Here is a 15,535-nt window from a genome sequence, read left to right as displayed (position 1 = left end):
AAATAACGATTAACGCACCATAACTTTTAAATCTTTCATTGCTTTTAAAAATAAATCATATTGCTCTTTTAAATCTTCATCAGTAAGTTGTTTTCTTGCATCATTAAAAAATAATCGTAAAGTTCAAGATTTTTTATCTTGACCAAGTTTATCAACATTTTCATACTCATTAATAAGTTGCAAATCAACTAACTTATTACTAATATTTAATAATGGCTTAATAATACTATCATAGTTTGTATCTTTATTAACTAAAAGCGACAAATCAAATCAAGAAAACATATTTCTAATAATTGTCTGATATTTAATATCGTATTTAAAAAGTTCATTAATTAATGTCATATTTAATGAAATAATAAAATTATCATCTTTAAAATCTAATTCTTGTTGAATTTTTGGATGCACTTTACCAATTGTCGCAATTTGCTGATTTTTTATTACAACATTAGCTTGTAAATGCGGATGCAAATCATCGTATGTTGAAGGAACATACTGAATATCTTGATCATTAAAGTTTAATTTCCGCAATATTCCTTGCAATAATCCCTTAGTATTAATGAAATCAACAGTAATTGCTTGTGGTAAATAAGGAATATCCATTCATTTACCTTGCAATAAAATTGATAATTGTTGATGATGAAATTTTAAATCATCATAAATATCTTCATAACTATAAATTTTAATATCATTAATTTTTCGGAAATTATTATATTGTGCTATCGTTAATAACCAATTTACTAAATTAGTTCTTAAATACTGATGATTTAACGACATTGGTTGTAATACCTTAACAGGTTTTGTAACATTAAAAAAATTAAAACGATTTAAATTAATACTTGACTCTAAATTATAAGTTTTTGTTTCAAAAATATTTTGATTTAATAAATAACTAATAATTGTTTCTAAAATATATTTACTTCAATTTTTTTCTTTAGTTAATGGCATAAATAATGGCATTATATTAGGAATATTGTTATAACCATATCTGCGAGCAATTTCCTCACTAATATCAGCCTCATTCATAATATCAAGGCGATACTTAGGGACAGTAATTACTAAATCATCATTAACACCAGATTCCGAAATTAAAAACCCTAACGGTTTTAAAAATTCAATAATATCTTTTTTTGTTAAATCACTAATGCCTAAAATACTTTTCTGGGTTTTTAATGATGTTTTTATCGTTACATTTTCTATCGCTAACACTTTATTATTAATTATTGGTGATACTTGTTTAATAGTTACAATTGATGTTAATAACTCTAAAAACCTTTGGATAGCAATTTCTAAATTATGCCCATTTGATGGTTTTGACCATCGTAATAAATTATTAGCATTAAGTAATGATAAATATCTTTTCTGTTGCTCATACATCTGCTTCTCATTTAAATGTAATGCTAAAACCACAAATTGTTTAGTTGCATTAATAATTTCATATTTCTTGTTAGTCATAACACCTAACACTTCAATAATATCATCACTAACAATGACAAAATCTTGTAAAGATATCTCTTGGTTATTAACTTTCGTTTCTGCCTTCGCTTTTTGAATTGATATTTCACCATTAATTTTTGAATAATCATACCCTACTAATGGTTGTCCGGTTTCTCAAGAAACATAATTTAGTAAATCTTGAATTAAATTATTTGGACGAATATTAGCATAACAAAGTCTTGAAAATAATCACTTTGGCGTAACGGCACTACTATCAATTAACACGGTAACATTTTTCATCGCTTTAACAAGATTATTATCAATTTTAATATCCAATGATAACTTATCATTAACTAAATTTCCTAAATGAGAAAAATCATCAGTTATTAACGATTTTAAAGGCAATTTAAAGAATGCTGCTAGCTCACGCGCTAATTCATAAGCACTTAAACAATCACTACGATTATAGGTCAAATTAATAACAAAAGCAGTATCATTTTCAAAAATATAACTTAAAGGATTAGTATTACCTAATGGATAATTAACATCCTCAGGAAATAAATAAACCCCAACAGCATCTTGATTAGCTAAAACTTCCTTAGGGATTCCTAATTCTTGTAATGAACAAATCATTCCTAAGGAAGGCTTACTAGCAATCATTCTTTCTTCAATAATCATGCCATTGGCTAAATGAGCACCAATTTTAGCAAAAATAACAAAACGATTTTCTTCAACATTATTAGCACCACAAACAACAGGAATCGGTAACTCTTCATTAATATCAACCATACAATACGATAACTTATCAAAATTAGCAAGTTTAACTTTTGATAATACTTTACCAATAACAATATTAGTATTTAAAGTATCAAAACTAAAAACTCTTTCAACTTCAAAACCACTATCATTTAATGCTTGTTCAATATCTTCATTACTAATATTTTTTAAATCAACATATTCATTTAAAAATTTACGAGTAAAAATCATATATACGCTCTCCTATTATTCTAAAAATTTCTAAATTGCTTTAAAAAACGATAGTCATTATTATAAAAATGACGAATATCTTCAATACCATATTTTAACATTGCAATCCGCTCAATACCAATACCAAAAGCAAAACCTTGTAAAGAAGCAACAAGATTATTTTTAATAAAAACATTCGGACTAATCATTCCAGCACCTAAAATTTCTAATCACCCTGTATGTTTACAAATACTACATCCAATACCAGCACACTTAGTACAACTTACATCCACCTCAACTGATGGTTCCGTAAAAGGAAAATAACTAGGGCGCAAGCGCATTTTACTTTCTTCGTTAAATAACCGTTTAATTAAATAATTTAAAGTTCATTTCAAGTTAGCAAAGGAAATATTTGGTGCAACTAAAAAACCATCAATTTGCATAAACTGATGACTATGCGTAGCATCATCATCATCACGACGATAAACATTACCAATAGAAACAATAGCTAACGGTAAAGAAGCATCTTTATATTTTTCTAAATAACGAGCCGTAACATTAGTACAATGTGTTCTTAACAAATAATTACTATCTAAATAAAATGAATCTTGCATCTCACGAGCTGGATGATTTTTAGCTAAATTTAACCTTTCAAAGTTATATTCATCAGTATCTACTTCCTGTCCTTGCACAATTTCATACCCTAACTGTTCAAAAATTTCACTAATCTCACAAATAATTAAATTTAAAGGATGACGATTAGCAATCAAAAAACTATTCACTGGTAAACTAACATCAATTGTTTCTGATTTTAATTCTAATGCCAAATTTTCTTGCTTTAAAAATTTTTCTTGAGTTTCGAATAAACTAATTATTTCCTTCTTAAAAACATTAACAATCATTCCTAAAGCAATTCTTTCTTCATTTTTTAAATTACGCATTGTTCCTAATAAACTATCTAATTGCGATTTTTTACCTAAATATTTTATTTTTAAAGTTTGTAAAAGGTCTAAATCTTGACATTCATTAACTTCTTTTTTTGCTTGCACTAATAATTCCTGTAATTGTTGTTCTGTCATTTACTTCACCCTACTATCATATAATAACTTGTTTAATTATAACAAATTCTATGTAAACCCTAATAAAAAAAGAAATTATATTTAAAATATAATTTCTTTTTTTATCTTTCTTTTATCACAAGTAAATATTAAATCTAATTATAATAACTATAAATTCTATTCATTTTCATTATCATGATACGATTTATTTCATACTAATGATAATAATATACAAGCACTTACACCACAAACTATTAAAAATATAAAGGTTGCATCCCAACGATTGCTTAAACTTTGTAATCCCGAACCAATAACAACTTTAGATATCACAGCATCACCAAAATAACCAAATATCCCCGTAAAACCAGCAGCTGTCGCTACAACTCTTTTATTTGATAAATCCATCGCTTGCATCCCAATAAACGCAACTGGACCATAAATACAAAAACCAGCAATTCCCATAAAGAGAGCAATTTGTCAAATACTTTGATATTGAGCTTGTCATAAACCAACAATTGATAATGTCGTAATAGCAATTGCTGCTATCATAATCGGTGTTAATCTTCCTTTAAATAATGTTTTAGCGGTAAATCCCATTAATATCGTTCCTGGAACCGCCATTCATTCAAAAATACTTCATAATCATTTACCTTGATTTTTAACATCAAAATTATGCTGTTCTTTAAAGAAAGTTAATGTTCAATCAGAAACACCATTTCTTAATACATATATAAATAAATTAGCAAAAGCAATAATTCACAAATTTTTATTTAATAAAACATATTTTTTAAAATAATAAAATCAAGTTTTTTCAACAAGCTTATTTTTACTACCATTAGCACTAACAAATTTTTTAACTTCAATATCTAATTTTTCAGGGTAATACTTTTTATAATGTTCTTCAACTGATAACAAACCTAAACTTTCTGGGCGGTCTTTCATAAATATACAAATTAATATTCCTCCAACTAAAGCAATAGCACTAGGCAAAATAAAGTAACTTGCAATACCAATATATTCTTCTAATAATGAATGCGATATTATAATTATTATCGCAATTATTGCTGTTCCAAAATTGTGCGATGTATTCCAAAAAGTCATCCGCATTTGTTTTTCTTTCGGAATAAACCAATTAGTCATACTTCTAGCACTAGCTGGTCATCCCATTCCTTGAAATCAACCAATTAAAGCCATTGAACTCATCATTAATACAATATTAGTAATATTAATACCAACCGTTCATCCCATTACAAAATTCATTAATGATGACAAAATTAAACCGATTCCTAAGAATCAACGCGCATTACTACGATCACCAACAGAACCCATTACAAATTTAGAAACCCCATAACTAAGTCCCATTGCCATACCAACTAATGAATAAATATCTTTCGTCATTAAACCATTATTAATTAAATCACTTCCAGCAACACTTCATTGTCTTCTAATAAAATAATATAATATATATGATATTATTGCTATTCAAAATACTCGCTCTTGATGAGATTTAAAATATTTTTTAATTAAAAAATCTTCAGTTAATTGTTCTTTTGCTTTTGCTGGTTTCATAAACGCAAACATTTTTGCAAATCAAATTTTCATATTTTTTATTACCATCCTTAATCATTATTAATTTTTATTTTTTAATTCTTTTTCTTGGATCATATTAACAACATATTTAGCAATCGCCGGACTTGCACTTAAACCAGGACTAGATATACCAACAACATTAATTCATTTTTCAGAACCCCATTCAATATGAAAATCATTTTTTGCTTCAATTGACCTTGAACCAGCAAACATACTCGTAATGTTAAAATTTAAATCAGGTTTTATTTTTTTCCCTGTTGCAATTAATTCCTGAATAGTTTCTGTTTTTAAATCAATTGTATTGTGATTATGATAATCATTATGATTTTCTGCTGTTGGACCAATAATTATTTTATTATCAAAACTTGGAGCAACCAATATCCCCTTTCCTAAACTAGTTGGTGGTAAAAAATATACCACATCAATATTATCTTCATTTTCACAAACTAAATACTGACCTTTTCTTAATGACAAACTAAAGTTTTTTGTTTCTTCAATATTAAACTGAGCCCCATGACCAGCACAATTAATAATTAAATCAAAATCAGATGGGATAACATCTTTATGACCATCAAAAAATAATTTAGTTGTTAATGCCACAAAACTACAATTTTTAATAATTTTAATGCGATCATTATTTTCTCATTGTTTAAGCAATAGCGTTACATATTTCTTAACATTTAAAATATAAGAATCAACGCCTAATAAATATTTGCTAACATTTTTATTACTAGATAAATTTGCATTTAATGTTAACAAATTACTATTAATACCATTAACAATTCCTTGCTTTAAAAGCCGATCTAATATTTTAACATCATCTTCATTAAAACCCAATACTTGTGAAGGAGCATATTTTATAATCTCATTATTAGCTTTTTTATCCGCCAAATATCTTTTTTTTCAAATATTATGACCTTGCATTCCCAAGATTGCTTTTAAAGTTCCTGGTGTTGCGTCAAAACCCATATGAATAATATTTGAATTTAAAATTGATGTTTCGGAACAAACATCTTGATTTTTTTCAATAATTGTTATTTTATTATTAGATTGTGCTAATAATTCCTTTGCAAGTTCAAGACCAACAATTCCTGAACCAATAATTAATATTTTTTTCACCCTAACATTCCTTCTTTCGTTACTAATTAATTTAATATCTTAAAGCTCAGTTTTATTTTAATACACTATAAAGTGAAAAAAACTTTTTTCTTTGAAACATTATTTCATTATTAATTTATTATTTTAAAATTTTTATTTTTTTAATTAAGCATTTAATTTATATATCGTGGTAGTAATAACAATCATATGCTATCTTCTTAACGATTTTTATTTAATAAGTTCCTCTCTAAGACATAAAAAAATGCAAGTAAAAAAGTTACATTAATTTTGATTCATTATTTCATAAAGACTAATAGTTAAAGCATTAGCAACATTCAAAGATTCTACTCCATTTGATGTTGGAATATAAAAATTATCATCAATTAATGGTCATAAATGAGGATTTATTCCTTTACCCTCATTACCAAATAATAATGCTACTTGACTACTAAATTTTACATCTCGCAAACGATTATTAGCTTCTTTAAATACTGTACCATAAACTTTAAAACCTTTATCTTTTACACTAGCAATAATAAGTTCCAAATTAGTTTTAATAATATTTAAATGAAATATCGCCCCCATTGAAGTTCGAATTACTTTATCATTATAAATATCAACACTATCATTACTAATATATAATGTTTGGACATTAAAGGCAACACAACTACGAATGATGTTTCCTAAATTAGTCGGATCTTGAATCTTATCTAACATAACAACTAAATTTTTATCAACTTCATAACTATCTAAAAAACTACAAACACCAATAATTGGTTGTGGGTTAACAGTTGTAGATATTTTTTTAATAATTTGCTCATTAACAACAATTATATTACTAAAATTTTCTATTTTATTAGCAATATCTTGTGTTGTTAAAATCATTAATAACTTATTTTGTTTCTTAGCCTCTTCAATTAAGTGAAACCCTTCAATAAGAAACTGTTCCTTTTCTTTACGATACTTACTCTCTTTTAACTTAACTAAATCCTTAATTAATGAATTATCTATTGAATTAATTATTTTCATATCAAAAATGCTTTCTAAAATTAATGGTGCCCAAGATCGGACTCGAACCGATACGGATTAACCGATGGTTTTTGAGACCATTGTGTCTACCATTCCACCACTTGGGCCTTATTTTTTTAATTATATAGTATTTTAATAAAAAATCAAATATTTTCCCCAAGAAAATCGCCTATTACTTAATAATAACAGGCAACCAATTAACTATTCTCAATTTTCAGTTTTATTATTTGTTAATACTTCAATTTCAAACGAAGCATAAGAATTTCTTACTTTAATAATTCGGAAAATATAGTTATTATATTGAAATTCTGGACTTTTCTTAGTAATTTTTGCTTCACCGCTAATTTCACGATATCATTCATTTAATGACTTAGCATTCGTTACAGGTACTGATTCATTTAAAGTTTGAAATAACTTTTTTAACTTAATTGTTCCTACTACTTGAAATTTATGATGCCCAATTTCATAAATTTTTCCTGTTGCATCATGCTCATCATAAATTTCGCCAACTAATTCTTCAATTAAATCCTCCATTGTAATAATACCAATAAAATCTTTTTTAGTTTTACTACTTGTTACAATTGCTAAATGCATCTTACTCTTTTGCATTTTTTCTAAGGCAACACTTAATTTGGTATTTTTAGACAAAAATAACGGTTTTTGCAAAAGCGCTGGTATCGTTAATGATTCATTATCAAGGGTATTAATAATAATATCTTTAACATTAAGAATTCCCTTAACAACTTTAGTATTAGAATTTATTACAGGTACTCTAGTAAACCTCTTTTGCCGATATAAAGTCTTAATATCACTAATAGAACTATTATAATTAATTGTTATTACTTTATCTCTTGATTGCATTGCCGTTTTAACAGTTTTTTCATCAAACATAATTGCTGAAGTAATTAAATGACGCTCTTGTTTTTCCAAAACTCCTTCATTTTCAATAGTTTTTACAAGTTCTAATAACTCTCTTTCTGTTGTTGAAGGATGCTCTGATTTTAATTTAATTTTTGAAAACATATAAGCTAATGGGTAAAAAATTAACCGCACCACAACAATCACTCATGAACAACTAATAGCTAACTTTTCAGGAATTCATCGTGCAATATTTTTAGGAATAATTTCGCCAAATAACAATACAATCACTAAAGAAAACATTGTTGATATTATTAATGATCAATATGTTGGTAAACCCAATTGATTATCAAAAAAGAAAGTAACAAATGTCGCTAAAGCAATGTTAACTAAATTATTAGCGATTAACAGCGTTGTAATCGTAATACTATAATCTTTAACTAAAAGATACACTCTTTTAGCTTTTTTTGCCTGCCTTTTATTAGTTTTTGCTAAATTTTTAATCCTAATAATATTAATTGAAGTTAATGCTGTTTCCATTGCTGAAAAAAAAGCACTTAAAAATAATAAAATAAATATTGTTGGTGCTAACCAAGATAATGTAATTTGTCAACTCATATTAAAAATGAGCCAATCATCAATTTCCACTAGTTATTAATTCCTCCTAAAAGATAGTTTCTTTAAATATGGACTATAATTATAACATAAAAAATCCATTGATATTAACTAATTCTTAATATATATCCTACACTAAATTTTATTCCTTAACTTTATCTTCATAATATTTTTTATTATAAGAAGAACTTTTAGTTTGCTTCAATTCTAAATTTTGCGAAATGATATTACCATTTATATGAGCACAATCCAATGCTTTTTTTAATTTTTGTAAACGAATTTTTAATTTATCAACTGCAATTAATAATTGTTCTTCTTGATTAATAGAATTTTCTTTATTTAAAGCATATTTAATTTGATTTAAATGTTGTTGTTTATTCTGTAAAAATTCTAACAATCACTCATAGCATTCATAAGTAATGCCAATTACAAAAGGAATAAAACCAATAAAAACCATTCAAACATTCATAATTTTTAATCCATCATTAGTAACGCTAATAATCGTAATAACACAAATTATTAAACTAACACAAATTAGTAATATTAATGATGCTAATCGTCAATAGTGATGATCATTTTTCATTCAATAAACAAAAGGAATAATTGCTAAAGAAAATAAAAATCCTCATAACAAAAAAGTTATCAAAGCCACATTTGATGATGAAGTTAATGGCGAAAGACTTAAAATATATGCAAGATTAATTTTTAATAATTGGTTACTATTAGAATTATCAACAATCAAAACACACAATGGTAACGAAAATAATAATAGTATGCACCCACAAAAAGTTAAACTAAATGATTTTTTAAAAAGTATTGCCTTAAATTTTATTCACATCAATGAATTCCTCTTTTTTCTAAAAAATTAGATCTTAAATATTTTTTATTCACTACTTTTACTCCTAGTTTTAATTTCTAAATCCGCAATAATATCATTTTTAGTAAAAGGATTTTGCGGGTCATATATTCAATTATTATCAAAAAATCTTGTTACTTGTTCATTCCCATTATTACCAATAGTTATTGAATGAAAACGATTACGATTATTATGAAGTTCTTGAATTTGATTAACTAGTTTTGATGATAAATCAATTGTTAAAAAATCACTAATAATTAATACATCAGCATTTTGATATTTTTTATGATTCATCACATTAATAGTTTGAACAATAGCAGGAGTTATATTCGTACTACTATGAAATGAATGTGATAAAAATTTAACTAAAGTTTTTAATGATGATTTAACTGTCGTTAAATCAAATACTTCTAACGAATCAGAAAAATTAATCATATAACAATCTCGCCTTTGCTTTAAAGCAAGTTTAACAATTGCTAAACTTAATGCCTTAGCAATATATTCCGGTTCACCACGCATTGAAGCTGAAGTATCAATACACAAAATAAATGGTCCATCAGTTTCTGGAAGTGGATGATTACTTTTTGCTTTTGTTATTGTTTCAACATTAACTACATCATTAGAAATAAATTCAAATGTTGATAATTTTTTTTCAAGAAATTTTTTATAAAAAATTGGTTGTAAATTAGGAATATTTAAGTGAACTAGTTCCATTGGTAATAAATGTTCTAAATCAGCACTTTCGGTAATCCCAATAATTTCTTCTGGTCATTTACTAGCAGGACGAATTTCATATTCAATATTAATCTTTTCAGTAATTACCGCTTCTAATTTATCAGATTGCCCTTTTAATCGTCCTAATAATTTAGCAATCGTCATAATTGCCGGATCAGTCTGCAAAAAATTTGCCAATTTTTGTAATTGTGTTAAATCTAACTTTTCAAGTTCTTTAACATTACCATCTCAAAAACGACCAAAAAAATTTCAAATAAATCCATATAAACGACGAAATTTTTTAACAACTTCAATGCGGTCATATACTTCGCGTAAATATTTTTTTCTTAATTCATTAATTGATGCTAATTTAAAATCAATAACTCGCTTTATTAATAATTGTTCTCAATTATTAATAAAATTTTGAAAAATAAGTTGTAAGTCTTTCGTTTTATCATTCAAAAGATAGTGATAGTAATTCATTTTCATTACAAATGGTGATAACACCTTTTCTAAAGTAAAATATACTTTTTCATAATTATCTTTTAAACCTTTAATGCCATTTTCACGAATTCAATAATATAAATAAATTTCTTGTTTAATGTTAACCGATAATGATTGAGAAATAATTTCTGATTCAATTTGACTCGCATAAAAATGATTAATCTCATCATCAAATGCTGTTGCCAATCATTTAAAATTAGTTTTAAAAGTTTGAAATGATGCTATATTTTTATCAACTTCTTTTAATCGTAAAATTTGCTTTTTTAATTCTAAATCAATAGTATTTTCTAAAAACTTTATCATTTGTAACAACTCTTTTTCTTATGAATCAATTTGTAAAATATCAAATTTTTCTTCATCAACAGTTTCTAAATCATTAAAAGCAACATCTAAAATCATTTTATACTGTTCATCAAAAAATATTGCTGATAAAGAATATAAACGGTCTTTTTCATTTTTAAAATCTTTTGTTAAATTTTTAATTTCTTTTTCCGTTTTATCAACCTCTTTTGTTATTTTTGTAACTTGATTTAAAGTTGATTCTAAATCTTCAATTTCAATCGGATAAATATTTTTTTTGCTATCAATTAACTTATTATCGGTATGATAAGATAAATTGACTTTAATATGACGATTTAATTGATTTAAGGTTTTCCCAAAAGATAATTTAATAATTTCAAAATTATCAAAATTTTTTCTAATTTTTTGATAATCAGCTAATGAAAGAAAACAAATCGGCAAATCTTTATTTGTTACTAATAAGCGATGATAATTACCAACTAATTGGCCTTTAAAAGGATTAGTATATACTGAAAACCTAATATTTTCTAATTGAACTTTATTTAATTGTTCATTTAATTTATCTAATCGATTTTCTAGTTGCTCTTGTTTTTCTTTTAACTCATATGTTAATGCATTAGTATAAACTTCATAAAATAAACTAGCATATTCTTTTTGTTGTTCTACTGTATCTCAAATACAATGAACAATAATAATTCAATCTGGTTTATCAGTTTCAAGACGAGCATTAAAAAAAGCTGATGCTTTCATCAAAAAAGCAATCTTATTTCAACGACGATCAGAAATATATGCTTTACCTGCAGTTACTAAATATAATTTTTTCCGGAACCGAGAAATAAACTTTAATGATAAATCTGATAATTTTACTTTAGCAATTTCTTGTAACCAAGTATGATACTCACTATTAGTAATTTGTAATTGTTCATCAACAATAACATCTAATTTAGTTGCTGATTCAATCATAGCATTAAAATTTTCTTCATTAGCAATACCGTGAACCACATAACGAATAATAAAGCGATCAAATAATGCTTCTAATCCTTGATTAACTTCTGGCAATTCATTTGATGCTGATATTAATAATTTTAATGGTACCTTATAATCCTTCCCCGCATTACGAAATATTTTTTCATTAATAATCGTTAACAATGTATTTTGAATTGAAGGTCCAGCTTTTCAAATTTCATCCAAAAATACAATATCCGCACTTGGCAAATAATTTGTTGTTAACCGCCGATAAATACCATTTTGTAAATCAGTTATTGAAATTGGTCCAAAAATTTCTTCTGGCGTTGAAAAACGATTCATTAAATTTTCAAAAACATTGGCTTGACAAAATAAATATTTCATTCGCCGCGAAACTAACGACTTAGCTACGCCTGGTTTTCCCAAAAGAAAAATTGATTCACCAGTTAACATTGCCAATGTTGCCAATTTAAAAACATTTTCTTTCTCAAAAATACCAACTGATGCTTGTTGCATTAACTTTAAAATTCGTTGCCTAAGTTCTGTATTTGCCATTATTTTCATTCTCCTTTTTATTCAACACTTATTTGTTGTTTAATATCATCAGCTTTGACAATTAACACCGCAGCACCAACAATTCATATTACTACTAAAATAAAAATCATTGTTAAATAAATTGCTAAATTAGTCGCGACTAATTTAAAACTAGAAAAAACTACTAAAGCCATCACAATAAAAACCATCATTATTAAAAAATAAAAAACAGCAAAAATAATATATGCTATCGCTCAACCAAAAATAGTGCCCGCACGCCGACAAACGGCCATAGGAATAAAATATAATAATGAATATAATGTCGATAAAGTTAAAAAAATTATTCCAATTATTTTATCAAATGATACTTCTAAATCTGTAATAAATTGAAAATCTAATTGATCAGCTAATAATAAAATTGATTGCCCAAGAATATCGCGACCAAAAAAATACGAAATAACTACTAAACAAATTTGTGCGAAAATAATTAAAATCCGAGCACCTCTTTCTGATTTCGAATCTCAATACATTTTTCGTTGCGACAAACTATTTTGAAGCGGATTAACATATTGAAATCGTTGTTCATCTAATTCATTTAATTTCTCAGTTGGCGGTGAAGCATTATATTCTTGTTCTAGTTTATCAAATTCTGGGAATTGTTCACTAAAACTAAATAATTTTTTTTCTTTTGACACCATTATTTAACTTCTCCTGTATTCATTTTTAAATTCGCAACATTGTCAGCCTCAGATTCAAAAATAATAATTTCTTGTGGTTGAAACTTCAATTTTACTTCTAATTGCTGATCATTAACAGTTAATAGGATTGTTCCTAAAAAAGTTGGTGGTAAACTAGGGTTATTATCAATTTGTTTTCTTCCTTCATATTTAGGTAATTCCTTAATATTAAAATTAATATTTGTTTTTGATAAATTAACTTGTAAGTTTCTTAGTTTAATATACAATAAATTTTGTTTATTAAAGCTAAAACTATCTAACTGCTTTAAACTATTAATATATTGCGTATTATAGTATACCTTAAATTCAAGTTGATTTTGAAAATCTTGATGAATATCATTAATATCATAATTACAAATTTCAAGAAAATGATTATTTATAAAATTATTTAAATCAAAAAAACTAGGGAAATTTTTAACATATTTTTGGATTAATGTTTTTATATCAATATTATTTATCTCATAAGTAAATAAAGATCTTTTATTTAAAATTATTGGTTTCGGATGTTCATCAGTATATATAACTATTTGATATAAATAATTAATTTTTAAATTATACCAATAGTTATTATGACTAAGATTAACAACACCATAACTATTCATATTATGTCTAACTGGCAAAAGTTTCAGATACTTAATTTCCTTTGCTTCATAAAAAAACTTTAAACCATCTTTTTTAATATTTAATTTATCTAAGAATTCCTTTCGTAAACTATAATTAAATAAAGATAAACTATTAACTAGTGAACGTTCATTAAATTCTTTAACAATTGAATTTGCTAAATCTTTTGTTAAGAAATTTTGTTCGTTAGATTTTTCAGCAACAAAAAATTTATGTTCTTTGCCAGATAAAAAAATATTATCAATATCTTTTGAAAAATTAATCCAATCTTTATTATAAGGATTATATTCAAATGACCAATCATAAGATTTAAAAATAGTAAAACCAATACTACTAATAATAATTAAAATTGAAAAAGAAACTGATAATTTTAAATAAAGATTATTACTAATCGTTATTTTTTTCTTTTGTGATTTTTTAGCTTTTTTTGTCATTATTTTACTCCAATTTTATTATCATTTTTATATTCAAAAGATAACTTTAAAATTTTTTGATATTTTATTTCCTTAAATAAACAAATGGTACTAACTTCTAAAATAAGAAAATTTAAATTAAAAATAATAAAACTAGTTAATAATCATTGTGGTCAACAGTTATTTAATAAACTAATAGTAAAAACTATTAAAAAATAAATTATTCATAAAACAGCAATTATGATGACTCATATTTTCAAAAAATTTTCTTCTTTAACTTTTAACATTACAATAAGCGTAATTAATGTTAAAACTGCTGTCAAACCACAACTACTTAGTCCTAAATAATATGAATTTTTAAAAAATTTTCTATCCGCTATTAAACCAATAATAAATTTATCAATTTGCAAATTTTGTCCTCAACCAAAACCAATGAAATAACTTAAGCATAAAAATAAAACAACATTAATAATTATTAATAACCGCAATGTTATTTCTCGTTTAGTATTTCATCAAACTTTTAATGTTGGTTTTTTTATTAATTTAAAACTCACTTATATCACCACTTTTCATCATCTTTTATAACATTTTAAATTTAATGTTCAAAATAATATTTAAAGAAAATAACTTTCAATAATTGCTTTTTCTAAACCACGCGACATATTTTTCACTTTCCTTAATAACAATATCGCCCCACTTATTAATAAAATAAATCCCACAATACTTAAAATAATACTATTATTTGTTCCAATACTATAATTTCTCAAATAAATACTAAATGCAAAAATAAGAGAAAAAATAATACTACCAGTTAAAATAAACACAATTGACCAACTTTTAATACTAGCAATAGTTTTACACACTAATAATGGAATAATAAAAAATAATGATGACAACAATGCCATAATCGTTGAAAAAATAAATATTATGGAAATAATAATCATTCTAATGGTTGTTGTGACTTCACTATTAAAATCTAAAAATCATTTCGCATAATTAATAGCATTCAAAAAAATAGTAACAATAAATAAAACCTGACTTAAAATTAATATTAATCGTGCCATTATTTCTAAAAATGAACCATAGTAAATTCTTGTGGAATTAATATCTTGCTTTAAAGTAATAATGCGATTATTACTTTGATCTAATCGTTTTTTACCTAATTCATAAATATCATTACTTTCATTTAAATCATTTCTATTTAACATTTTTAACCATTCTTTCATTATTTAATAACACAAT

At 25.1% G+C, this 15,535-nt stretch carries 13 protein-coding genes and 1 tRNA gene; all 14 read right to left on the bottom strand.

Annotated features, from left to right (window positions below; all coding sequences use genetic code 4):
* Positions 1 to 9: 9 nt before the first annotated feature.
* On the bottom strand, positions 10 to 2,421 hold the full coding sequence (gene pheT / locus AAHM88_RS02685; RefSeq protein WP_342263173.1) for a phenylalanine--tRNA ligase subunit beta: 2,412 nt from the start codon (positions 2,419 to 2,421) through the stop codon (positions 10 to 12).
* A gap of 20 nt (positions 2,422 to 2,441) precedes the next feature.
* Positions 2,442 to 3,479, bottom strand: coding sequence for a phenylalanine--tRNA ligase subunit alpha (gene pheS, locus AAHM88_RS02680; protein ID WP_342263172.1), 1,038 nt, complete (start codon positions 3,477 to 3,479; stop codon positions 2,442 to 2,444).
* A 156-nt stretch (positions 3,480 to 3,635) separates the two neighbouring features.
* Positions 3,636 to 5,060, bottom strand: coding sequence for an MFS transporter (locus tag AAHM88_RS02675; RefSeq protein WP_342263171.1), 1,425 nt, complete (start codon positions 5,058 to 5,060; stop codon positions 3,636 to 3,638).
* Between the two features lie 27 nt (positions 5,061 to 5,087).
* Positions 5,088 to 6,167, bottom strand: a complete 1,080-nt coding sequence (locus tag AAHM88_RS02670; protein ID WP_342263170.1) for an NAD(P)/FAD-dependent oxidoreductase — start codon at positions 6,165 to 6,167, stop codon at positions 5,088 to 5,090.
* 261 nt (positions 6,168 to 6,428) lie between these two features.
* Positions 6,429 to 7,175, bottom strand: a complete 747-nt coding sequence (locus AAHM88_RS02665; protein ID WP_342263169.1) for an RNA methyltransferase — start codon at positions 7,173 to 7,175, stop codon at positions 6,429 to 6,431.
* Positions 7,176 to 7,199: 24 nt separating this feature from the next.
* Positions 7,200 to 7,282: transfer RNA gene (locus AAHM88_RS02660), tRNA-Leu, on the bottom strand.
* A 94-nt stretch (positions 7,283 to 7,376) separates the two neighbouring features.
* Positions 7,377 to 8,681 (bottom strand): hemolysin family protein, encoded by a 1,305-nt coding sequence (locus AAHM88_RS02655; protein ID WP_342263168.1) that lies wholly within the window; start codon positions 8,679 to 8,681, stop codon positions 7,377 to 7,379.
* A 109-nt stretch (positions 8,682 to 8,790) separates the two neighbouring features.
* The gene (locus tag AAHM88_RS02650; protein WP_342263167.1) at positions 8,791 to 9,486 is read right to left on the bottom strand and encodes a hypothetical protein; all 696 of its coding nucleotides are present in this window, start codon (positions 9,484 to 9,486) and stop codon (positions 8,791 to 8,793) included.
* 45 nt (positions 9,487 to 9,531) lie between these two features.
* A complete protein-coding gene (locus tag AAHM88_RS02645) occupies positions 9,532 to 11,025 on the bottom strand; it encodes a VWA domain-containing protein (protein WP_342263166.1) in 1,494 nt (497 codons plus the stop codon).
* Between the two features lie 18 nt (positions 11,026 to 11,043).
* Positions 11,044 to 12,543 (bottom strand): AAA family ATPase, encoded by a 1,500-nt coding sequence (locus tag AAHM88_RS02640; protein ID WP_342263165.1) that lies wholly within the window; start codon positions 12,541 to 12,543, stop codon positions 11,044 to 11,046.
* 17 nt (positions 12,544 to 12,560) lie between these two features.
* Positions 12,561 to 13,220 carry a hypothetical protein gene (locus AAHM88_RS02635; protein ID WP_215826709.1) on the bottom strand — a complete coding sequence of 220 codons (660 nt, stop codon included), beginning with the start codon at positions 13,218 to 13,220 and terminating at the stop codon, positions 12,561 to 12,563.
* Entirely contained in the window at positions 13,220 to 14,314 is a 1,095-nt protein-coding gene (locus AAHM88_RS02630; RefSeq protein WP_342263164.1) for a hypothetical protein, read from the bottom strand. The genes AAHM88_RS02635 and AAHM88_RS02630 overlap by 1 nt, the downstream gene beginning before the upstream one ends.
* Positions 14,314 to 14,847 carry a hypothetical protein gene (locus AAHM88_RS02625; RefSeq protein WP_342263163.1) on the bottom strand — a complete coding sequence of 178 codons (534 nt, stop codon included), beginning with the start codon at positions 14,845 to 14,847 and terminating at the stop codon, positions 14,314 to 14,316. The genes AAHM88_RS02630 and AAHM88_RS02625 overlap by 1 nt, the downstream gene beginning before the upstream one ends.
* A gap of 60 nt (positions 14,848 to 14,907) precedes the next feature.
* Complete coding sequence (locus AAHM88_RS02620) at positions 14,908 to 15,519, bottom strand: LPXTG cell wall anchor domain-containing protein (RefSeq protein ID WP_342263162.1); 612 nt, start codon at positions 15,517 to 15,519, stop codon at positions 14,908 to 14,910.
* Between the last annotated feature and the right edge of the window lie 16 nt (positions 15,520 to 15,535).

Source organism: Spiroplasma endosymbiont of Dromius quadrimaculatus (assembly GCF_964031155.1).
Taxonomy (GTDB): domain Bacteria; phylum Bacillota_I; class Bacilli_A; order Mycoplasmatales; family Nriv7; genus Nriv7.
The sequence above is the reverse complement of the archived record's forward strand: the minus strand, read 5'-3'. Positions and strand labels throughout refer to the sequence as shown.